The sequence below is a fragment of the Algoriphagus machipongonensis genome (genome assembly GCF_000166275.1).
GTDB classification, from domain to species: domain Bacteria; phylum Bacteroidota; class Bacteroidia; order Cytophagales; family Cyclobacteriaceae; genus Algoriphagus; species Algoriphagus machipongonensis.
Genome location: NZ_CM001023.1, coordinates 1,471,537 through 1,494,687 on the forward strand (window position 1 = coordinate 1,471,537; position 23,151 = coordinate 1,494,687).

Genomic DNA, 23,151 nt, shown 5'->3' on the forward strand with positions numbered 1-23,151 from the left:
ATAAAAGGGGCTTTTGTTGATGATTCGTTTTTGGGTGTTTTCTATAATTATTTTACTTGCAGCGGCTGCTTCGGTACAAGCGCAAGAGAAATGTTATTGGGTGAACACTTCTGATTTTTTAAAACCTCAAGTGATAGACTCCCTTTCTGTCTTAGAGGAAAGCATTCGTGTTTTAGATAGAAATGGGAAGAGTTTTGATTTTAAATATGACCTAAATTCGAATAGCCTCCAATTCCTTATTGAAGAGGATAGTTATCCAGACTCTTTGAGGCTTTGCTACCGAACATTTGCTTTACGTTTTGATAGGCCATTGGCGAAAAGAACTTTGATGCAGGATTATGACTCTACAGCAATGTTTAGAAATGCTCAATTGCAAGAGTCGCCTACCTTTGATTTTCGTGAGGAACTGTTTCCTAGCACTAATTTGTATAAATCAGGAAGCTTGACCAGAGGGATTTCCTTCGGAAATACTCAAAATGTATTTGTTAACTCAGCGCTGAATTTACAGTTGGAGGGTAGTATCTCTGAGAATTTAAATATCCGAGCCAGCATCACTGATCAGAATGTGCCCTTTCAACCTGAGGGAAATACACAGCAGATTCAGGACTTTGATAATGTGTTGATTGAATTATATAATGATGATTTCAGCCTTGCAGCAGGAGATGTGGTTTTGCAGCAAAGACAATCTGAGTTTCTGAGGTATTATAAAAATGTACAGGGAATCCAGTTTACATCTAATTATAAATTGAAAGGGAATTGGGAAGCGAGCTCTCAGGCCTTTGCATCTATTGCCAAAGGAAAGTTTGCTTCCATCCAAGTGCCAATTTTGGAAGGAGTGTTAGGTCCTTATAAAATTAAAGGTCCCCAAAATGAGCGTTTTGTGATTATCATGGCAAATTCAGAGCGGGTGTTTCTGGATGGAAAACAATTAGAGCGTGGGTTTAATGCAGATTATGTAATCGATTATAATCAGGCTGAAATCACCTTCACTCCCAAAGTGTTAATCACTCAATACTCCCGAGTTCGGGTAGATTTTGAATATGCTGAAAGGAATTATAGCCGTTCAATTATTGGGGCTAATCACACCCAGAGCAATGAAAATGTTGAGTTCTATTTGAATTATTACCAGGAAAAGGATAACCGAAATCGTCCCCTTTTCACAGAGTTAAATCAGTCCGAACAGCGATTACTTTCTTCTGTAGGGGACAATACTCAAGATGCACTTATTCCAAGAATTGACAGCGTAGCTTTTGATCAAAACCGAATTTTGTACGAGAAAATCATCGATTATAATTCGATGGGTGACTCGATTGTTTATTACCAATATTCTACCAATCCTGAACTCGCTCATTATGCCTTGGCTTTCTCTCAGGTGGGACAAAATCAAGGAGATTATAGACGCAAAAACCAGCTTGCCAACGGTACAGTTTATGAATACGTCCCGAAGGTGAATGGACAATCCCAAGGTGATTATTCTATTTTGACCATGCTCCCTTCACCAGATAGCAAGAGGATGATGACCGCTGGTACTCGGGTGAAAATGAGTGAGCATGAAAAAGTTTACACAGAAATTGCCCTGTCTTCTCAGGATATGAATCTTTTTTCTCCTTTAGATGATGAGGATAATCAAGGCCTTGGGTGGAAAATAGGGCTACAGTCTGAAAAGCGAAAAATAAATTTTCTGAAAGGGTATGAGTTTAATGGACAAACGGAGTTTGAGTATAATTCTACTGACTTTAAATTCATAGATAGATTAAGGTATATTGAGTTTGATAGAGATTGGGGATTATCTCTCGAGGCTCTCCAGAATGCTGCGGCAGAAAAGCTCTTTTGGACTCGGGTTTCTCTGGAAAAGGACCTGCTCAATCACTTTGATTACCGGATTTATCTAAGAAATAGACAAGGTGTTTTACAGGGTAGCCAGCATACCGCGAACTGGAATTTGGAGTTGGGTAAAAGGATACGGGTCCGGCAGGAATTTTTTCAGTTGGAAAGCCAACAGGATAGCTTGGATACAGACTGGATTAGGTATTTAGGGGATATGTCATTTCAGTCAAAATTTATTGTTCCAGGCTATCAATTTTCTGTAGATAGAAACACCCTTTTGGATACGGAAAAGGACTCGGTCATAAGTACTGCAATGAATTTCCAGCAGCATTTGCTCTATTTGAAATCAAATGATTCGCTTTCTTATTCCTTCCTGGTAGATGCCGCTTGGCGTGAAGATCGTGCCCCTTTCCAAGGTAAACTTGAAAACGACACTAAAGCATTTACTTCCAACTTCACCTTTAGCAAGCAATGGACAAAGCATAGCTTGAGAAGTACTTTTACCTACCGGGAATTGAAATACATCATGCGAGAACTTCCTTCAGAACTTACGGTGATGGGTAAGTTGGATTATCAAGGAAGCTTATGGGATAATGTAATCCGAAATGAATTTAGTTATGCGATAGGTAATGGCCGAGAGTTGCAAAGGGAATTTATTTTTCTTCCTGCACCAAATGGTGATGGTACGCATACTTGGAGAGATGATAATGGAGATGGAGTCCAACAGCTAAATGAATTTTATCTCGCTATCAACCCTGAAGAAAAGCAATTTATCAAGGTGTTTGTTCCTACAGACACATTCATCCAGGCATATACTAGTATTTTGAATTACAGGCTTCAAGCGAGGTTTCCAGAAGAATGGAAACAAGAGGGAGGCTTTCGGTCTTTTCTTCACCGCTTTTCCAATACCACCAGTCTAAGCGTGGAAAAGAAAGTTACATCAGATGATTTTGGGGATAGAGTCAATCCATTTATTGGTAAAGTGGATAGAGAGGATATTCTTTCATTACGACAGGTAATCCGAACTTCTTTCTTTTTCAATCGAGCTTCCGCGAAATTTGGGTTTGATCTATCTCTTTTTGATTCACAGCTAAAACAATTACTATCTGGAGGTTTTGAAGATCATATTCAAAAAGACTGGAAACTGAATTCAAGGTTTAATTTCTCAACGAGCAGCTCACTTCGAGTGGTAGCAGGAAAAGGGGAAAGAGTTTCTAGCTCAGATTATTTAGCAAATAGAAATTACCAAATTGGTCAGCATCAGATAGGGCCGGAATTCGCATGGCAACCTAGTCCATTTTTTAGGACAACAGCATCTTATTCCTTCACCAATAAAGAGAATCACGAAAATCTAGAGTTTGAAGAAAAAGCCACACTGCATCAGGTTGGATTGGATTTACGCTATGCAAAGGCTATCAAAACAACTTTAACGGGAAACCTCAAATTGATTCAAATTGATTACAATGGAGTTTCCAACTCCCCTGTAGGATATGAAATGTTGCAAGCTTTGACTCCTGGAACAAACGTAACCTGGACATTAAATTGGCTTCAAAAAATAGGGGAAGGGCTTCAACTTAATTTGGTTTATGAAGGGAGAAATTCCCAAGGATTAGATCAGATCGTTCATGTGGGAAGAATGCAGGTTTCGGCTCTGTTTTGATAAAAAAATGTAACTTTGTTACTTGTAGATAGTTGTTGTACTAACTATTAAAACACGAAATAAATGAGTAAAAGTATTTTGGTTACTGGTGGTACCAAAGGCATTGGAAGAGCGATCATCGAGCGCTTTGCTGATGAAGGTTTTGATGTGATAACTTGTTCAAGAAATGAACAGGATTTAGCCGAATTGAGAGCTTCATTGGAAGAAAACCATGCTTTGATTCATGTATTGGCAGTAAAGGCTGATCTTTCAAAAAAGGAAGAAGTATTAGAGTTTGCGGAAAAAGTCAAAGCATTTTCCATTCCTGATGTCTTGGTAAACAATACGGGGGTATTTATTCCTGGAGCAATCTTAGATGAACCTGAAGGCAATTTTGAGATGATGATGAATACAAACCTTTATTCTGCTTATTACTTGACTCGTGCTTTAATAGGAGGGATGAAGGAAAAGAAAAGTGGGCATATTTTTAGTATTGGCTCTATTGCAGGTTTGACTGCTTATGCCAATGGCGGAAGTTATGCCATTTCTAAATGGGCGATGTTGGGAATGACCAAATGTCTACGCGAAGAATTGAAAAATGAGCAGATCAAAGTAACCTCAGTCTTGCCTGGAGCAACCTATACTGCAAGTTGGGAAGGGGTAGAATTACCCGAAGAAAGGTTTATGCGCTCGGTTGATGTTGCAGAATCTGTATGGTCTGCTTATAACCTTTCGCCTCAATCTGTTGTTGAAGAAATAGTGATAAGACCACAACTCGGAGATATCTAAAATATATGGAATCAATTATTAAGTCAGCGGATCAATTGTATTGCGATAGTTTGACCTCATACGCTCGTAGAAAAACAATACCTGTCAATGTTGGTGGAGTTTTGATCGGCGGGGATAATCCTATTGTAGTTCAATCTATGACTACGGTAGATACGATGGATACTTTGGGTTCAGTGGAGCAATGTATTCGAATGATCGAGTCCGGTTGTGAATTGGTGAGAATAACTGCTCCGAGTATTAAGGAGGCCGAAAATCTTAGAAACATCAAGGATGAATTAAGAAAACGGGGTTATAAAACACCTTTGGTAGCAGATATTCATTTTACTCCTAATGCCGCTGAAGTAGCAGCCAGGATTGTAGAGAAAGTACGTGTTAACCCAGGGAATTATGCCGATAAGAAGAAATTTGAGGTCATAGAATATACTGATGCTACCTACCAAGAGGAGCTAAACCGTATCCGTGATCGCTTCTTGCCATTGGTGAAAATTTGTAAGGAACATGGTACTGCCATGAGAATTGGTACCAATCATGGTTCCCTTTCTGATAGAATCATGAGCCGCTACGGCGATACTCCCTTAGGGATGGTGGAGTCAGCTTTGGAGTTTTTGAGGATTTGTGAAGATGAAAACTATTTTGACATCGTGATATCGATGAAGTCATCCAACACCCAAGTGATGGTTCAGGCTTATCGATTGCTGGTTCAAAAACTAAACGAAGGAGGCTTCAAGCCCTATCCTCTTCATTTGGGAGTGACCGAGGCTGGAGAAGCAGAAGATGGAAGAATAAAATCCGCTGTAGGAATTGGGACTTTGCTAGAAGATGGACTTGGTGATACGGTTAGAGTTTCACTTACGGAAGATCCAGAATTTGAGGCTCCAGTAGCTAAAGCATTGATTGACCGATATTCTCACCGTGCCCCTCATGCTAAAATTAAAGAGATAGATACCTATCCAATCCATCCTTTTGACCATGAAAAAAGGCATAGTAACGAGATTTATAATTTTGGGGGTCAAAATGTACCACGTGTCATTACCGATATTTCCAAAATTGAAAATATAACAGAAAAGGAGATTAAGCAGACAGGGCATTTCTACCTTCCGGAACTAGATAAATGGAAAATGAATGATCAAGGATGCGACTTTGTGTATTCAGGATCCAATCCAATTCCATTTATGTTGCCCAATGGAATGAAGGAAATTCAAGACGCAGAAACTTGGGAGAAATCAGGGGATGCTGTAAATAAATTCCCTCTTTTTGATTTGGCGGCCTATGCTAAAGCCCAAAAATTTCATCCTGAAGTAAATTTTCTAGAGGTCTTCGATACTGAAATAGAATCAGCAATTTCTTTGCTTTCCAAGAGAGATAAAACGGTCTTGATATTGAAGACATCCAATAAACATGCGATGCCTGCGATGAGGAGAGCTATTGTTTCTTTAATGGAAGCAAAAATGGATGTTCCGGTTATTGTAAAAATCGCATATCCAGATCAGAACCAAGACTTGACGATGCTTTATGCGGCTACGGATGTTGGAGGTCTTTTAATAGATGGTTTGGGAGACGGGATTTTCATTTCTCTCGAAAAGGAGAACCAAACGGATCGAGAAGAGGTACTGGAACAGATAAAACTGCATAATTCTGTTGGATTTGGAGTTCTACAAGCAGCAAGAACCAGAATGTCCAAAACGGAGTATATTTCCTGCCCTTCTTGTGGAAGAACTTTATTTGACCTGCAGGAAACTACTGCAATGATCAGAAAAAGAACAGATCATTTGAAAGGCGTGAAGATTGGAATCATGGGATGTATTGTCAATGGTCCTGGAGAAATGGCTGATGCAGATTATGGTTATGTAGGGTCCGGAAAAGGTAAAATCACTTTATATAAGGGAAAAGAAGTCATGAAACGCTCGGTGCCTTCAGCCAATGCGGTGGATGAATTGATAGAAATCATCAAAGAAGATGGAATGTGGAACGAATCTGAGGAAGTTTCTTAAACTAATTTTCCATCCAAGCTGTTCGATCATTAAAGCATAAACTATGTCAGAAAATAATAAAGTAAAGGAGTTCTTTAAGTTAGGAGAGGTAGGAAATTATTTTATCCGAGTTTTTCAAAAACCTGACCCCAACCAAAAGTCAAACCTTAACCTGAGGATGATGCATGGAATCAATAAGATATCCATTATTATCTTTCTTTTGGCCATCATCGTATGGACGGTTAAAAGATTTATTTGAGGCATTTAAAAGAGAAAAAAGGTCATTTCCATAGGGAGATGACCTTTTTTTTATATTCTGAAGAATATTTTCTTTTTGTATAGAAAGTAGCAAAGCCCCCACATACAAGCTAATGTAATAAAAGAGGTGATCACTGCGATGAAATGTTCACCAAGCCCTATTGGGCCTAAAAATCCATCCGTAAATATTCTGATGGTTCTGAAAAGCCATCGATGACCTAATATTTCCGCAAATAGGTAGATAAATATGGAATTCATTCCCACAATAATGAATGGGAACGCCTTTGATTGAAATTTTTTGACATCAATAAGCCAAAAAGAAAAAGCCAATGTAATAAGAGCCCAGCCCCCTGATGCCAAGGCGAATGAACTTGTGCTAATCCGCTTGATGATTGGAGTGATACCAGTTAAATCTAACCCATAGCCGATGATTAATGCTATTACTCCGGCGATCGTAAGAGTTTTGATTTTGTCTTGATCTGATTTTTTTGATAGGAGTAAATTGCCACAGATAGCTCCCCAAATGGTATGTGCAGCAGTAGGGATGCAGTTTATTGCAACCCAACCTCCGCCATTGATTTGTCCCATCAGGATCATGTCAATATAATTCCCAAAGTTTGTCCCATGTTCATAGGGTGTTTCAGGGTTATAAATTCTGTAAAGGAATTCAGTTAATAACAATAGAGCCACCGAGACTCCAAGTTGGATTTTCCAGGATTTTGAAATCAAAAAGTAGGTGACCAAAATAGTGAAAGAAAGCTGAGTCAGGACATTCCAAAGCTCAAATACTAACTCTCCGCTATAGATGCAGTGTAATCCAGTGCCAAATAGAAAAAGGTAAAAACATCTTTTAAGAATGTGTTTGGTGACCTCCGACCTGTTTTCTTGGTTTTCGAGACGTTTGTTTAGCGAGAAAGGCATTGCAACGCCCACAATGAACATGAAGAAAGGTTGGATTAAATCCCAAAACCTAAGCCCGTTCCAGGGGTGATGTGTAAACTGGGTGAAAAAGGAGTTTAAAATGCCAGGATCTGGAAAAGCCTCTAAAAGACTTTCATAAACAAATGCTGCCTCCGCAATCAATAAAAACATGGTGAGGCCCCTAAAAGTGTCCAAGGAAACAAGTCTACCAGACTTGGATAAGGGTGAATTCATTCGGTATAAGGTTGGGTTTAACCCTAATCTAATGAATAGGAGGTAGTAGGCATAAAAAAAGGTGCAGAATTTCTGCACCTAGTCAATTAAATCAATAATCATTTTTTTTACTTTCCTTTTTGGCTGCTTTTGCAGCCCTTTTTTCTTTTAGTGTTTTTGCAGGAGCGGATTTATCACTTTTCGGCTTGCCTTCAGGTTGTTTTGCCATAATTGGATGGTGGCTTTTGTAGAGGCCACAAAGACTTTAACGCAGTAAAATATAAAACAGCCAATTATTCGAAGCTTTATTTTTTTCTGAAGATTTTCTTAAAGGGAGCAATGTTTTGTCCGATAAAATCTTCTGGATAATTTTCTTCATCCGGCAACCCCACAGGCAGATTTTCATCGTCAGATGGCCAATAATTTGTCCTAAAAAGGAAGTCCCATAGGCTCAATGAAATCCCATAATTAAACCCATTTGGGTGTGATTCAGGTAATTCCTTAGCATGATGCCATAAATGCATTTGAGGGCCATTTATGATGTATCGGAAAGGTCCAAGGGGAATGTAAAGATTGGCATGCCCCAGTTGGCCTAAAACCAATGTAAAAATATGTACAATGAAGAAATCAGTAATTCCGAACCCAATCATTGCCAAAGGAATATACTCTAATGTTCGGTAAAGAATGTTTTCCATCCAGTGGTAACGCAGTAAAGCAGCGAAACCCATTTCTCTCGTACTATGATGTACTTTATGAAATTCCCACATCCAGCCTACATGATGATACATCATATGAATGGCCCATTGCATAAAGTCACGGACAATAAATATGATTAGAAGCTGGACCCAGCCGGGTAATTGATCGACTTTAATTGCGACGGTATTCGTAATGCCAAATAGACCGAGAAAGTCATTGAATGCTTCTACAGCTACCATGGACAAGGCATTGTAAGCCACCAAAGCAAATAAGAAATAATTCCAGAATAGGTAGAAAATATCCAGCCAGAAATGCTCTCGAATGATGGGTTGATTTTTTCTCCAGGGAAAAGCTACTTCTAATAACCAAATGGCTAAAGAAGCCCCGACAAGCCAATAAAAATAATTATGCCAGCTTGGGTTTAAAATCTCATTGATCAAATAATTCCAATAGCCGTAATAGCCATCAGAAATTGCTTTGATGTACTTTTCCATGAAGCAAAGATGTACTTTTTATCTTTTTTAGTATGTGATTTTACGCACAAAAAACGCTTCAAAACTTCATTTTGTTTAAAGTCAAAATAAAACAGGGAACAGCCTTTATGGTTGTTCCCTGTTTTATTAAGCTTATTTATGTATTAGTCCACACGGAATGATACCTTGCAAACACATCCATATGAACTCACTTTGCCATCTTTTACGTGAGCTTTGATATCTTTGACATAGACTGAATCAATATTTCTTACTGTTTTTGAGGTCTCCTCAACAGCGTTTTGTATTGCATGTTCTATGCTTTGATCTGACGTGGCGATTACTTCTAAAACTTTTACTATTCCCATCGTTATTTTGGTTTATTTGAAAATTAATCTTGCTTAGAATATACCTAAATTTTATCGGAGGTCTAAATTGATAAATCATATAAGTTGTTCTATACCAAAAGTTTCTATTTATTATGCCTTATGACTCTGACCTATTTTCGTGATTACTGTCTTGCCAAACCCGGTGTAACTGAAGACACCCCTTTCGATAAAGATGCCCTTTGCTTTAGGGTGGGAGGCAAGATATTTTCTATAACTTCCATAAACTCCTTTCAGTACATCAATTTGAAATGTGATCCAGAACGTGCTGTATTGCTAAGAGAAGAATTTGAAGGAATCACTCCTGGATACCACATGAATAAGAAGCAGTGGAATTCAGTCAGCACTACAGGAAATGTTCCCGACACACTGATATTGGAATTGGCAGATCACTCCTATGAACTTATCTTTGGCAGCCTGCCAAAAAAAATCCAAGCACAAATTCGTCCATGAGTTACTTTTCCGTCCAAAATGTATCCAAATCTTACGATCAAGGTTTGGCACTATCCAATTTCTCTTTATCCCTGGAAAAAGGTGAGTTTTTATCGATTGTCGGTGCAAGTGGATCTGGAAAGAGCACTTTATTACGTATCATGGCTGGATTGGAAATACAAGATGAAGGTGAAGTACATTTGGATGGAGAACTAATACTTAACCCAAAGCATAAACTGGTTTCAGGGTATGATGAGATTAAATTGATCCATCAGGATTTTCACTTGTTTCCAAACTCTACTGTGGAGGAAAATATAGCCAGACCACTTCTTCATTATGAGAAAGATTATTCCAAGGCTAGGGTAGAAACTCTGTTGGATTTATTGGGGCTTCAAGAATTTAAATCCCGATATCCCAGGCAACTTTCCGGAGGACAACAACAAAAAGTGGCTATCGCAAAAGCATTAAGTGTGGAGCCTGATTTATTGTTGTTGGATGAGCCATTCAGTTCTTTGGACACTATTCAGACACATCAGTTGATTTCTGAATTGAAGAGTTTGTTTTTAGAGTTAGGAACGACGGTCGTATTTGTAACTCACGATCTGGATGATGCGCTACGGCTAACCGATAATCTACTGATTTTACAAAAGGGGAAGACCGTGCAAACAGGGAGCTCCAAGGATCTTTGTGAAAGTCCTAAAACCCAGTATGTCGCAAGGCTTTTTAGCCCGATTAATCGGTTGCCCAATTCAAAAAGCAGCTACCTACGACCTGCAAATGTAAAATTGAGAACGAAAAATGGCTTACTTGCACATGTGGTAGATTCCCGGTTTTTGGTCCATTTTAATTCGCTCCAAGTGAAATTGAAAGAAAGTGGAATTACTTGGGAAGTGGATGATCCACAGCGAAAGTATGCCGTTGGAGACCGGGTGTATGTGAGCTGGGAGGAAGAGAAAATAATGCGACTCTGATTCGGTAAGGTTTTACCCATGTCAAAAAAAAGACATCTCATTTTAAGTGTTTTATACGAAACCAAACTGTTGGTCAGTCAATCAATTTTATGGTTGTGGATCAAACTAGGTTGGATGAAATCTATTCTGATTGTTCCCTACGAAGGCTTTGGCAATGAGAAAGAAATATTACTCGTCGGTCGAGTAATTCGTGATAATAGAATTGGGGTTTCTAGCCCAGAGGACAGTGTCTGGAAAAACATAGGGAAAATGCGAAGGAGGTTTATGAGTGTGGTCATTCCCAAAGTTACTTTGAGAGCAGAGTTTCAAGGCAAAGAGTATTTCGCAAAAACAGATGAGGAAGGTTATTTTGAATTTAAAATTCAACCTAAAGCCTCTTTGATATTACACTCGAGGTGGCAGGAAATAAAACTGACACTAATAGATGAGGTGATCAAAAATCAAGGGGAAGTAAGTGCTTATGCGGATGTCTTTTTACCAGTAGGGAATATCGATTTTGGGATTATTTCAGATGTGGATGACACTATTATTCCTACAGGAGCAATGCGAATGTTAGAAATGCTGAAAACTACTTTTGCTAAGAATGCACATACCCGTGTTCCTTTTCCTGGAGTCGCTGAATTTTATAAAGCTTTGCAAAAAGGGACAGATGGGGTAGAAAGTAATCCGTTTTTTTACGTTTCAAGCAGCCCATGGAATCTATATGATTTTCTACATGAACTACTTCAGATTCATCAGATTCCCAAAGGCCCTTTACTTCTAAGAGATATTGGGCTTTCTAGAACTGAATTGATTGCAGGTAGCCATTCAGAGCATAAACTTGAGCAAATAAGACAGGTTTTAAGGACTTATTCGCAGTTGCCTTTCATTCTGATCGGTGATAGTGGGCAGGAAGATCCGGATATATATTTGCAAATTGTCAAGGAATTTCCAGGAAGAATAAGGATGGTTTTTATTCGGGATGTACATTCTTCAAGACATGAATATGTAGAAAGAGTCAAGGTGGAGTTACAAAAGCTGGGTGTGGATATGCTTTTGGTGAAGAATACTTTAGAGGCTTCCGAGTATGCTCTATCAAAAGGATGGATTAACGAAGGGGATTTGATTGATATAGCAGAGGGCAAAGTGAAAGATGAAAAAGAAAGTAATTGAATTAATCTTCCAAAGAAAGGATGTAACTCACCATAGCTTTGGCATCATCTTCATTGATTTCAGGATGAGGGGACATGATCGGATTTCCCCAAGATCCTGTGCCACCAGAAATCACTTTTCTTGCCAATAAATCTAGGTAAACCTGAGAAGTTGGATACCTCTTTGCAATATCCCGAAAAGCGGGGCCTTTAGATCTCATGTCATCCTTGTGGCATTCTGAACAATCTGAATAAGAGATCAATACTTCCCCTCTTTGGATCATCTCGTGATCTAATGGTTCATCTATTCCTTCTATAACCCGGATATAATCCTTCTCTTTTATTAAAGAGGTGTCTTTTGTGTCTGCGGAAGGTTTTTGGGTGCAGGCAGAAAGAATCATCAGTAGGATTATGCTACTCCTCAATTATTCTGGGGTTACGTTTTAGAAAACTATAAAAAAAGAGAGGTAAGGCTTTTCGACCTTACCTCTTGAACTAATTAATTTCAGTGTCAATCATGAGCTCCATGTTCTCCATGAACATGGCCATGCGCTAATTCCTCCTCAGTTGCTTCTCTGACTTCGATGATTTTCCCATCAAAATGAAGGTCAAAACCTACCAAAGGATGGTTAAAGTCAAGCATGATTTCCTCGCCAAGGTCTTTGATGATCTTTGCTTGCATTGGTATTCCATCTTCATCCATCAAAGGAAGAAAGTTTCCCTCTGCCAGCATGTCTTCGTTGAACCCTTGCTGCGAGGAAAATTGAGATTTTGGTAGATTTACTAGAAGTTCCTCGTCTGCTTCACCATAAGCCTCTTCTACTGCTAGCGTAAAGGAGAAATCTTCTCCCTCAGCCTGACCAGCTAACAAATTTTCGAATTTTTCTGGAAGCCCACTTTGTCCAAAAAGGAAGTAAAAAGGGTCTTCAGTATCTCTGATTTCTACACTAAATGGTGCAGACTCTATTTCATCTTCTAGTTTGCTGACTTTGAGTTCGTAGGTTAAGCCAACAACCGTATTGTTTTTGATTTTCATAAATTCATTAATTAATGCCATGCTTCAAGCGAATGCTGATTCTTTCTTTCAAAACCTGCCATTTGCTTCTTGGGGTTGATTTTTCTAATGGTTTTTGTGATCTGAAGATAAAATATTGGTAATCTTTTTCAGTATAAAAGACTGGATAGGTCTCCATTTTTTCTAGGTAAAAGCCACAGGAAGTGATGCTTTTAATTAAATCTCCAGAATCTAACGGTTGGTCTATGACCTGAAGTTTTTCGGGTTCATTATTGATCATCCATTGTAAATATCTCGGAGCAGGTATATGCACAAATATGACCGAATCCTGATGTGAATGCTCCTGAATGTTTTGGAATAACCTTTTGTGCTGATCCACTGGGATATGTTCCAAAACGTCTGGAAACACAAAAAAGTCGAATGACTGATTTTCCTTGTGAAAATTGGACATGTCTGAAACTTCAAACTTCAGGTTTTTATGCTCTTTCCAAATCACTTTTGCCTTGTCAATACTTTCAGGGCTAATGTCCACTGCTAAAACTTCTCCTTGAGGTACTTGGCTTGCCAATAAACTACTGACTGTTCCTATCCCACATCCAACTTCTAGTATTCTGTGATGCTTCTCAAGCCCCGCTGCTTTCACCTTATCGAGGATACTCAAATGGCGAGAGTTAATGCCAGTTTTCTCTTGTTTTTCAGAAAACTGATCATAATAGCTGATGATTTTATCTTTAGGCTCTTCCATTTTCATCTTTTATGGTAAAGAATATTCCTGCTATTAATCCTATAAGGATCAAGTATTGGAATATAATCATTGGGGTTTTGGTGCTGTAATAGCTGTCTGGAGCAAATTGAAACTCTATTTCATGCTGCCCTGCTGGTAAGCTTAACCCTCTTAAAAGATAATCAGTTCTAAGAATTTCGGATTTTTCACCATCGATGGTAGCAGTCCAACCCACAGGATAATATATCTCCGAGAATACTGCCAGTCCTCCTTGGTTCATATTAGCTGAGTAAGTCAGCTTGTTAGGTGCGTGCGAGGTAAGTTCAATGCTTCCTGAACCAGCCGGGATTTGACCGAATTCTTCCTTGTTGATGGTAGCTGTCGATTTCGTGTTGATCTCGCCAATGACTTTAATCTCCTCTTCATTACTTGTTACAGTACGAATGTCACTTGGAATCCATGCTGCACCGTTAGCAGCTTGATTTTCAAATACAGCATTTGCTGCATTGCCAGCAATGATATATTTTGTGTTTAACATATTGAAGGTTTGAATTCCTTCAAAATCAAAATCCCCTTCCTGAGCCTTGCTTAAAAAAGCGCTTAATTCATCTGAAAGTCTATAGTCAATCAAGTCCTGAAACCTCCTCATTTTGGCACCATGGTAACCTCCAATTGCATGAAACCTATAACTTGCTCGTCCCGCAGACATTAGCCCTTCAGTTAAGTCCAGAACTCTGAAATAACCCGTGTCTTTTTCAATTTCCTTGTCAGCAGGAGTAGCGCTGAAGTAGGATTGGGAAGGGCTTACATCAAAGGACTCATTATTTAAATAGGGCCTATTGATCGTCCAAAGATCCGCTAAAACCAGAACGAATAAGCCTGCTCCAAGAATAAGGTCATTTATTTTACCTTTTACGGTAAAGTAAATTAAGGCAAATGCAGCTGCCAGAAAGCCTAAGCTTCTAAATGCACTGGACTGAAGCATCGATTTCCTATCTTCTCTAAGTGGTCCAAGTAGCCAGTCTGGTAAAGTCTGGTCAGCGGCTCCTGCATATCTAAACATACCTGCACCCACAATAAAGAGTAAAATTAACCCTCCGGTGACAGCGCCAGCCATCATAAGTGATTTGGTCTGCTTCTCTGTTATTAGTTTTTCTAAGGAAATAATTCCAAGCACAGGAATTGCAAATAGGGTCATCCCAAGAGCCATAGAGACAGCTCTGAATTTATTGTAATAAGGGAAGTAGTCGAAAAGGAAGTAATTAAACCATGAAAGATTTTTACCCCAAGAGAGCATCAGGGAAAAAACTATGATCACTCCGAAGCTAATAAGTGTTTGTTTTGGAGCTGCCCATATACCAAGTACTGCTAAGAAAATCAAGATGACTCCACCATAGATAGGTCCTCCAGTAAATGGTTGGTCTCCCCAATAAGTAGGAGCTCCTTGAACGATCCCATTGATCTGGGCAGGATCCATTCCTTGCTGTCTAAGTGCTGTTTCCGTTGCAGAATTTTTAGGTAAAGGAGAGCTAGACCCGCCTCCATAAAAGTCAGGTATTAATAAAGTGAAAGATTCCATGATACCATTGGACCAGCCAAAAGCATAATCCTTTGCTAAACCTGCTTCTTTACTCTCAATCGTTACTTCTCCACGGGTAGAATATTTAGAGTATTCTAAAGCTGTTGCCAGTCTTCCAATATTTCCACCTACAGCTAGAAACGTACCTAAAGCTAAAATCCCTACCGTTTTTCCTAAGCTCGCCCAGCCTTCTTTTTTCCATTCAAAAATTAGTCTGACGATCACGTAAATACCTAAAATCAAAAAGGTGTAATAGGTGATTTGTACGTGATTGAATTTAAACTGCAATAGAAGTCCTAATGCAAGGATCGAAGCTCCGAGTATCCTTTTTCTTTCAAAGGCAAGGTGTACGCCTGTCAAAATCAAAGGAATTAAACATTCTGCCCATATTTTAGCATTGTGCCCTGCAGCAAGGCTGAGTAAGTTGTAGCTGTTTAAGGCAAAAGCTAAACTACCCAAAATGGCGAAAGTAGGCCTGACTTTTAAGCTTAATAAGAGAATGTACATCCCAACCATGCCTAAGAATAAGCCATTGATAGGGTGAGGAAGACCTAAGCTTAGCACGGATACTACCGCATTGGTAATGTCTCCTGGGAACTCCATGCTAATAAAATAAGCAGGCATTCCGCCAAACATGCTGTTGGTCCAAAGCGCTTCCTCGCCAGTTGCCTCGCGGAAATCCATGGCTTCTTTAGCAGAACCTTCCCATTTTAGTATATCCCCTTGGAATATGACTTTGTCTTCTAATAATAGAGGTGAAAAATAAAATGCAACAATGGCATAAAATATGGCTACTCCTATGGCGTGAGGAAGTATATTCTTTTTAAAATCTATCGTCATGAAAGAAGTATTTTCGGAGATTTTTTCAATGCTTGCGCAAATTAGGAATTTAAACCCAAACAGACCTAATCAAGAAGTAGGGGACATTTTAGGAATAGATGAAATGAATCTTTCTATCCCTGATGAAATTCATTACTTTTGCACCAAATAGCCGCAATAGGAATGTTTGATAATTTAAGTTTTAAACTAGACCGGGCTTTCAAAACTTTGAAAGGAACCGGGACCATCACTGAAATTAACGTTGCCACAACTGTCAAGGAGATCAGAAGAGCCTTGATTGATGCCGACGTAAACTATAAAGTTGCCAAAGAAGTAACAGATAAGATTAAGCAAGAAGCTTTGGGTAGAGATGTATTGATCTCTGTTTCTCCAGGACAATTGCTTGTGAAAATCACACAGGAGGAGCTTACCAAATTAATGGGCGGTACCAAAGTGGAGATCAATCTTAGCGGAGATCCATCTGTTGTCTTGATTTCAGGTCTTCAGGGTTCTGGTAAAACAACATTTTCCGGTAAACTAGCAAGTCTTTTAAAGAAGCAAGGCCGCCAGGTGCTTTTGGTAGCTTGTGATATTTATAGACCCGCTGCAATCGACCAGTTGAAAGTATTGGGAGAGCAAGTTGGAGTGGAGGTTTATGCCGAGCCCGAAAATAAAAATGCTTTAGAAATTGCAAACAATGCGATTGCTTACGCAAAAAAATCTGGAAAGAAAACAGTCATAGTCGATACTGCAGGTCGTCTAGCAGTTGATGAGCAGATGATGCAAGAGATCGAAGCTTTGAAAAAAGCTTTGAACCCATCAGAGACCTTGTTTGTAGTAGATTCCATGACGGGTCAAGATGCAGTGAATACTGCAAAGACCTTTGATGAGCGATTGGATTTCAACGGAGTAGTATTGACCAAGTTGGATGGTGATACTCGAGGTGGAGCTGCCATTTCTATTCGCCATGTAGTAAATAAACCCATCAAATTCATCTCTACAGGTGAGAAGATGGAAAATATTGACGTGTTCCACCCTGATCGTATGTCTCAGAGAATTCTGGGGATGGGTGATGTTATTTCTTTGGTTGAAAGAGCTCAGCAATCATTTGATGAAGATGAGGCGAAGCGAATTAATGCCAAGATCCGTCAAAACAATTTTAATTTTGATGATTTCCTTTCTCAGCTTGAGCAGGTTAAGAAGATGGGTAATATCAAGGATTTGATGGGGATGATTCCGGGAATGGGCAAAGCAATGAAAGGTTTGGATATCGACGATGATTCATTTAAGCCGATCGAAGCGATCATTAAAAGTATGACGCCAAAAGAGCGCCATCAACCAGATATTATTGATGGAAGCAGGAGAAAAAGAATTGCGAATGGTTCGGGAAGAACCATCACAGAGGTGAATAACCTGATGAAGCAGTTCAGCGATATGCGGAAGATGATGAAGCAAATGAATAAAATGGGCGGAGCAAAAGCCGCCATGAGCAAATTAATGCCTCCGGGAGGCAGATAAACAAAAAAGGAGCTTTTCAGCTCCTTTTTTGTTTTAGTTCATCCACTTGCTTATAAATTCCAGAAAAGCTTCTTTATAATTATCGCCGACTGCAATTTGATGCTTTCCTATTTGGATCACATTTTTTGAAACCGAATCAATATGATTCAAAGCAACAATATAAGAACGGTGAACTCTCATAAATTGCTGAGAGGGGAGCAGTTCTTCCATGCTCTTCAGACTAGTCAGAGAGAGCATTGGGTTAGGCTTGGACAGCAAATGAACTTTCACATAATCCTTGTAGGCTTCCACACAGGCGATGTCTTTAAGAATGACTTTGACTAGCTGGTATTCAACTTTCAAAAAAATGTATTCGGGCTGTGCGGAATCACTTTGTGAAGCAACTGCCGGTTGTGAGTGGTTTTTTAAACGTTCAAAATAGCTGAAAGCTTTAGTGGAGGCATTCAAAAAATCCTCATAACTGTAAGGCTTCAGTAAGTAATCAAGCGCTTCAACCTTGTATCCTTCAATAGCAAATTGATGGTATGCCGTGGCAAAGATGATTCTCGTATTATCTGAGTTTTTCTTCCCATCCAAAACTCTTGCGAGCTCCATACCTGACAGATCAGGCATTTGGATGTCCATGAAAATTAACTGAATTTCATTTTGATTGATAAAGCCTAAGGCTTCAACGCCATTGGTGAATTTACCTATCAAATTCAAAAAGGAGGTTTGCTCGATAAATTTACAAATTAGGTCGAGTGCTAATGGTTCATCATCGATGGCTATACAATTGAGTTTCATGCCAAGTTGATTGTCAGGTTTACCCAATATTCATTTTTTGCCTCGTCCTTACCAAATTTGAGCTTATGTTTATTTGGGTAGAGCAATTCTAGTCTTCTTTGAGTATTAACCATTCCAATACCGTTTTCTTTAGCTTCTGGGCTGTCGGAGTGAATCGGGAAAATCTGGTTACGAGTTTCAAAAAACAAGGTGTCTCCCATAACTTCCAATCGGATAGATATTTCACATTCTTTTTGATTGCTTATCCCATGCTTAAAAGAGTTCTCTAGGAAAGGTAAAAGCAACATAGGAGCTATGATTTGGTCTTCTTTGGGCTCTTCAATTTTTAAATTAAGTATCACATTTGGTGTTAACCTCATTTTCATGAGTTCGATGTAATCTTGTATAAAATTAACTTCCTTTTTCAGCAATGTCTCATCCTTTTGATTTTCATAAAGGACGTATCTCATCATTCTAGAAAGCTTCAAAAGAGCTTTTTGTGCTTTTTCTACATTAAGGTTGGTCAGCGAATAGATATTATTTAGTGTATTGAAAAAGAAGTGTGGGTTGATTTGAGCTTTCAAATAAGAAAGTTCGGTGTTGATTCGCTGTCTTTCAAGATCTTGCCTTTTCTCTTCATCTCTTCTCCATTTTTGTACTAATGCCAGGGAAGTACTAAGCCCAATCGATACCATGTAAAGTAGAATCTGGAATACATCACCAGGTAACCATCTTTTTCTTTGCTCATAGGGTTCCCCAGGATTGAAGAACTCATGCATCTTCATAGGATACTTAATGAACTGCTCGAAATATATGATTGAAAAGTAAAAAAGTACCGCCCCACTGACCACCAATAACAGGTATTTATAGTTTCTTCCCTTTAATAAAACCTTTGGGACAAAAATGGAAACGTTGCAATAAAATACACTTATTAAAAAGGCTACCAGGAATACCTGTTTAAACCAAAATGCATCTGGTAATTCGTTATTTCCCATTCTCCAAGAGAGAGGGGAAAGAAGAATGAGGACAATACAGAGCATTACCCATCCGAGAAAATGGACAAGGAATGAAAGGTTCTTTTTCGTGCTAAAAGGGAACATAGGCCTTAATTGTATATCCAAACTAAGGAAAAGAAGCCCGAACCCTCAAATGAATTCGGTCAATAGTATGATTACATCTTCGAAACCCCTATATGAGCGGATAAAGCGGTTTATCCATAGAAACTCTGGGTTTGTCTGGTGAAAAGGGTGTTTTGTCGATAAAACAATCCCAGTGGTCTATTACACCATTAAAGTGTAAAACATACACTGTTGTTTTGCTGTACATAACTGTGTAACGCAACTCAGCAACGACGAAAATGAAGAATTTTATCTACTTATCACTGTTTTTTAGCTTTCTAGCATTTAGCAGTGTAAATGCCCAAACAACTACAGCATCTAAGAATGCTCCAGCAAGAATTGTTGGTGTAGCTAAAGACAATGCGACTGGAGAGCCTGTACCTTATGCTACCGCAGCACTTTATAAGACTGGTACAGAAGAAAATATCGCCGGCGCGGTTGCTGATGATGAAGGTAAGTTTTTTATCACTGGAATGAAAACAGGCGACTATACCCTTAAAATTAGCTTTTTGGGATTTGAAACCAAGGCTGTAAATGTCTCTGTGGCTTCTCCAACTGGTGATGTGAATTTGGGAGAAATCTTAATGACAGATGAGGGAGTTGCACTAGAAGAAGTGACGGTTCAAGGTCAACGCGAATTAATTGAAGAGCGTGTAGATAGAACTATTTATAAAGCAGAGAATGATAAAACCACTGCCGGTGGTGATGGAACAGATGTATTGAGAAGAGTTCCTATGTTATCTGTTGATTTGGATGGGAATGTGTCCATGAGAGGAAGTAGCAATATCACGGTATTGATTGATAATAGACCTTCTGCGATTGCAGCAAGTAGTATTACAGATGCCTTGAAGCAAATCCCAGCGGATGAGATCAAAGCAGTAGAAGTGATTACTTCTCCATCAGCTAGGTTTGATGCGGAAGGAACTTCAGGTGTAATTAATATTGTCACAAAGAAGAATAACTTGCAAGGGATGTCATTAAACATCCGAACTGGAACTGGACTTAGAGGGTCAGATCTTGGACTTAATGCCAGTGCAAGAAAAGGTAAGCTTGGATTTACTTTAGGAGGTTTCGGAAGATCAGGATATAATATCTTGGGTGGATTTGAGAATAAGCAGGTGGTTACCAACCCTGATAATTCTACCTCAACTATTCTTCAGTCTGCAGACACAGAAAGAACTCACTTGTTTGGGAGATACAACTTTGGTGTGGACTATGAGATTGACAAGTATAATTTCTTGACTGGTGCTGTTAATTTCGGAATCAGAAACTCAAAAAATGCACAGGAAAACTTTTTAACTGAGAGATACCTAGAGGGAAATCTTGTTAGTAATCTGCTTAGAAAGACTAATTCGAAGGATAACTCTAACTCAATGGATTTGAGTTTGAATTACACCAGAACTTTTGAGAAAAAAGGAAAGGAAATCAGTCTTTTGACTTTGTATACTAGAGACAATAGAGAAAGCTCTTTCATTAACTCTCTGTACAGTGATGATTTCCAAACGATTGATTCTAGATTGAAAAATGACAATCCAAGTAAAAACGAAGAGTATACAATTCAGTTGGATTTTGTGGAGCCACTTGGAAAAGAAGGGAATTCTATCCTAGAGTATGGAGCGAAAAATATCCTTAGAAAAGCGGTTTCTGACTTTACTTACTATGAGGCAATGGGTGAAGATGGTGAATATGTGGAAAGCGATAACCCATCATTGACGAATGCATTCAATTATGATCAGAATGTTACGGCTGGGTATGTGTCCTACACTACTACACTTTTCAAGAATTATACTATTAAGCCAGGTTTTAGGTACGAGTATACTACGATCAATGCTGACTTTAAAACTGAAGCAGCTGCAGATATTCCATCTTATGGAACATTGGTCCCAAGCTTAAACTTGAGTAGAAAACTTAAAAATGGAAACCTGATTAAGGCAGCCTACAATAGAAGAATTTCACGTCCTTCATTAAGATACCTTAATCCTAACTTGGATGTTTCAAATCCTACTCAGTGGTCTCAAGGTAACCCAACATTGGATCCTGAATTCACAGATAACTACGAGTTGGGGTATAGTACTTATTTCAAAGAGACTATGTTGAACTTCACAGGTTTCTACAGAAATACTACAGGGTCAATTCAAGCAGTGAGAACTGTTCAGGATAATGGTGTGATTTTCACCACTTTTGATAACATCGGACAAGAGAAAGCAATTGGTGGTAGTATTTTCACCAACATCAACATCAGTAGCAAGTTCTCATTGAATGGAAGTATTGAGACTTATTACTCAATGTTAGACAATGGCTTGACAGATCCTCAATATGCAGCATCCAACCAAGGATTTGTAGTCTCTGGACGTATGTTTGGAAACTATACCTTACCGAAAGATTGGCAGATTCAGCTATTTACTTTTGCTAGAGGTAGCAGAGTTCAGTTGCAAGGTACTTCCGGAGGATTCGCTGCCTACGGTTTAGGAATCAATAAGCAATTCAATGAGAAAAGAGGAAGTATTGGATTTGGTGCTGATAACTTCTTAACCAAAGAGTTTAAAATGAGAAATAAGATCGTTACACCTACCATTGTGCAGAATAGTACCAATGTGATGAGGAATATGAATTTCAAAATCAACTTTAGCTATAGAATCGGAAAACTAAGTGTTGACCAAAGACAGAGAAGGAAAAAATCAGTTAATAATGATGATTTGAAAGGTGGAGACGGAGGCGATATGAACCAAGGTGGAGGAGTAGGAGTCAGCAATAACAACAAATAAAAAATTAAATCGAAAGTCATGAGTTCATTCTCATGACTTTCGCTGATTGTAGGGACAGTCCCATACAATCTAAAGAGTATCTTTTATAGATAGATTGGGTAGTAGTAATCAAAAAACCCGACCTTTTTGAGGTCGGGTTTTTTTATGAATTTTAAAGGGGACTTATTTTTTGTAGCTAACTTTTTTGATTGCCTCAACAGTTCTTTGAACATTAGGAATTGTTACCTCAATGTAAGAAGGAGAGTAGCTCAACGGAATATCCATGGAGTTCACTCTGATTACTGGAGCATCTAAGTAATCGAAAATGTGTCTTTGGAAGTGATAAGTTAATTCAGAAGAAATTGCAGCCATAGGATTTGCTTCTTCCACTACTACCACTCGATTTGTCTTTTTAACAGACTCTACACAAGTTTCAAAATCTATAGGTCTAACCGTTCTTAAGTCAATAACTTCACAATCAATACCCTCTTTTGCCATTTCTTCAGCAGCTTGAAGCGCTACTTTCATCATTTTACCAAAGGATATAACAGTCACGTCATTACCTTTTCTTTTGATGTCAGCTACTCCAATTGGCAATAAATATTCTCCTTCAGGAACCTCTCCCTTATCACTGTACATTACCTCAGATTCCATGAAAATCACTGGATCTGGGTCTCTTATAGCGGCTTTCAGTAAGCCTTTTGCATCATATGGGTTAGAAGGGACAATTACTTTTAAACCTGGGGTGTTAGCAAACCAATTTTCAAAGTTGGAAGAGTGCGTAGCACCTAATTGACCGGCATTTCCTGTTGGACCTCTAAAAACGATAGGTACACTATAAGCTCCGCCTGTCATGGCCAACATTTTAGCAGCAGAGTTAATGATCTGATCTATCGCAACCAAAGAGAAGTTGAAAGTCATAAACTCGATGATCGGTTTCAGGCCATTCATAGCGGCACCTACTCCCAAGCCAGCAAAGCCTAGCTCTGCAATAGGGGTATCATATACTCTCTCTGGGCCGAATTCATCGAGCATCCCTTGTGATACTTTGTAAGCGCCATTGTATTCAGCAACTTCCTCACCCATCAAAAAAACGTTTTTATCACGTCTCATTTCTTCAGACATGGCCTCTCTAAGGGCTTCGCGAAACTGTATTTCTCTCATTAGTTC

The 23,151-nt window shown here is 38.9% G+C and carries 20 protein-coding genes; 10 read left to right on the plus strand and 10 right to left on the minus strand.

The window, feature by feature from the left end:
* Positions 1-19 precede the first annotated feature (19 nt).
* The 4 genes from ALPR1_RS06350 (at position 20) to ALPR1_RS06365 (ending at position 6,484) form a co-directional block, all read left to right on the plus strand.
* Positions 20-3,487, plus strand: coding sequence for a hypothetical protein (locus ALPR1_RS06350; protein ID WP_008199311.1), 3,468 nt, complete (start codon positions 20-22; stop codon positions 3,485-3,487).
* Positions 3,488-3,550: 63 nt separating this feature from the next.
* Positions 3,551-4,255, plus strand: coding sequence for an SDR family oxidoreductase (locus ALPR1_RS06355; protein WP_008199313.1), 705 nt, complete (start codon positions 3,551-3,553; stop codon positions 4,253-4,255).
* 5 nt (positions 4,256-4,260) lie between these two features.
* Positions 4,261-6,246: a (E)-4-hydroxy-3-methylbut-2-enyl-diphosphate synthase gene (gene ispG, locus ALPR1_RS06360; RefSeq protein ID WP_008199314.1), complete on the plus strand. Its 1,986-nt coding sequence runs from the start codon at positions 4,261-4,263 to the stop codon at positions 6,244-6,246.
* Positions 6,247-6,289: 43 nt separating this feature from the next.
* Positions 6,290-6,484, plus strand: coding sequence for a DUF6728 family protein (locus tag ALPR1_RS06365; protein WP_008199315.1), 195 nt, complete (start codon positions 6,290-6,292; stop codon positions 6,482-6,484).
* Between the two features lie 50 nt (positions 6,485-6,534).
* Here the strand turns inward: ALPR1_RS06365 and ALPR1_RS06370 are convergent, their stop codons facing one another.
* From ALPR1_RS06370 to ALPR1_RS06380, 3 genes are all read right to left on the minus strand, one after another.
* Complete coding sequence (locus ALPR1_RS06370) at positions 6,535-7,638, minus strand: acyltransferase family protein (RefSeq protein WP_008199316.1); 1,104 nt, start codon at positions 7,636-7,638, stop codon at positions 6,535-6,537.
* A gap of 284 nt (positions 7,639-7,922) precedes the next feature.
* Positions 7,923-8,807, minus strand: coding sequence for a sterol desaturase family protein (locus tag ALPR1_RS06375; RefSeq protein WP_008199317.1), 885 nt, complete (start codon positions 8,805-8,807; stop codon positions 7,923-7,925).
* A gap of 143 nt (positions 8,808-8,950) precedes the next feature.
* Positions 8,951-9,151, minus strand: coding sequence for a dodecin family protein (locus tag ALPR1_RS06380; RefSeq protein WP_008199318.1), 201 nt, complete (start codon positions 9,149-9,151; stop codon positions 8,951-8,953).
* 120 nt (positions 9,152-9,271) lie between these two features.
* Between ALPR1_RS06380 and ALPR1_RS06385 the strand changes: the two genes are divergently transcribed.
* The 3 genes from ALPR1_RS06385 (at position 9,272) to ALPR1_RS06395 (ending at position 11,724) form a co-directional block, all read left to right on the plus strand.
* Complete coding sequence (locus tag ALPR1_RS06385) at positions 9,272-9,622, plus strand: MmcQ/YjbR family DNA-binding protein (protein WP_008199319.1); 351 nt, start codon at positions 9,272-9,274, stop codon at positions 9,620-9,622.
* Complete coding sequence (locus ALPR1_RS06390; RefSeq protein WP_008199321.1) at positions 9,619-10,572, plus strand: ABC transporter ATP-binding protein; 954 nt, start codon at positions 9,619-9,621, stop codon at positions 10,570-10,572. The genes ALPR1_RS06385 and ALPR1_RS06390 overlap by 4 nt, the downstream gene beginning before the upstream one ends.
* 114 nt (positions 10,573-10,686) lie before the next feature.
* Positions 10,687-11,724, plus strand: a complete 1,038-nt coding sequence (locus ALPR1_RS06395) for an App1 family protein (RefSeq protein ID WP_237701625.1) — start codon at positions 10,687-10,689, stop codon at positions 11,722-11,724.
* A 1-nt stretch (position 11,725) separates the two neighbouring features.
* Here the strand turns inward: ALPR1_RS06395 and ALPR1_RS06400 are convergent, their stop codons facing one another.
* From ALPR1_RS06400 to ALPR1_RS06415, 4 genes are all read right to left on the minus strand, one after another.
* Positions 11,726-12,127, minus strand: coding sequence for a c-type cytochrome (locus tag ALPR1_RS06400; protein ID WP_237701626.1), 402 nt, complete (start codon positions 12,125-12,127; stop codon positions 11,726-11,728).
* A gap of 86 nt (positions 12,128-12,213) precedes the next feature.
* A complete protein-coding gene (locus ALPR1_RS06405; protein WP_040303300.1) occupies positions 12,214-12,738 on the minus strand; it encodes an FKBP-type peptidyl-prolyl cis-trans isomerase in 525 nt (174 codons plus the stop codon).
* A gap of 7 nt (positions 12,739-12,745) precedes the next feature.
* A complete protein-coding gene (locus tag ALPR1_RS06410; RefSeq protein ID WP_008199326.1) occupies positions 12,746-13,462 on the minus strand; it encodes a class I SAM-dependent methyltransferase in 717 nt (238 codons plus the stop codon).
* Positions 13,449-15,860 (minus strand): glycosyltransferase family protein, encoded by a 2,412-nt coding sequence (locus ALPR1_RS06415; RefSeq protein WP_008199327.1) that lies wholly within the window; start codon positions 15,858-15,860, stop codon positions 13,449-13,451. Before ALPR1_RS06415 ends, ALPR1_RS06410 begins: the two co-directional genes overlap by 14 nt.
* On the opposite strand from ALPR1_RS06415, the gene ALPR1_RS20800 reads away from it, so the two are divergent.
* On the plus strand, positions 15,859-16,011 hold the full coding sequence (locus tag ALPR1_RS20800) for a hypothetical protein (RefSeq protein WP_008199328.1): 153 nt from the start codon (positions 15,859-15,861) through the stop codon (positions 16,009-16,011). The two genes, ALPR1_RS06415 and ALPR1_RS20800, sit on opposite strands and share 2 nt — an antisense overlap.
* Positions 16,012-16,022: 11 nt before the next feature.
* Positions 16,023-17,357: a signal recognition particle protein gene (gene ffh, locus ALPR1_RS06420; protein ID WP_008199329.1), complete on the plus strand. Its 1,335-nt coding sequence runs from the start codon at positions 16,023-16,025 to the stop codon at positions 17,355-17,357.
* A 33-nt stretch (positions 17,358-17,390) separates the two neighbouring features.
* Here ffh and ALPR1_RS06425 read toward each other — a convergent pair whose 3' ends face one another.
* The gene (locus ALPR1_RS06425) at positions 17,391-18,140 is read right to left on the minus strand and encodes a LytR/AlgR family response regulator transcription factor (RefSeq protein WP_008199330.1); all 750 of its coding nucleotides are present in this window, start codon (positions 18,138-18,140) and stop codon (positions 17,391-17,393) included.
* Entirely contained in the window at positions 18,137-19,114 is a 978-nt protein-coding gene (locus ALPR1_RS06430) for a sensor histidine kinase (protein WP_237701627.1), read from the minus strand. Before ALPR1_RS06430 ends, ALPR1_RS06425 begins: the two co-directional genes overlap by 4 nt.
* 362 nt (positions 19,115-19,476) lie before the next feature.
* Between ALPR1_RS06430 and ALPR1_RS06435 the strand changes: the two genes are divergently transcribed.
* A complete protein-coding gene (locus ALPR1_RS06435) occupies positions 19,477-22,002 on the plus strand; it encodes a TonB-dependent receptor domain-containing protein (protein ID WP_008199336.1) in 2,526 nt (841 codons plus the stop codon).
* Positions 22,003-22,164: 162 nt separating this feature from the next.
* On the opposite strand, the gene ALPR1_RS06440 is transcribed toward ALPR1_RS06435, so the two are convergent.
* Positions 22,165-23,145 (minus strand): pyruvate dehydrogenase complex E1 component subunit beta, encoded by a 981-nt coding sequence (locus tag ALPR1_RS06440; RefSeq protein ID WP_008199337.1) that lies wholly within the window; start codon positions 23,143-23,145, stop codon positions 22,165-22,167.
* Positions 23,146-23,151 lie beyond the last annotated feature (6 nt).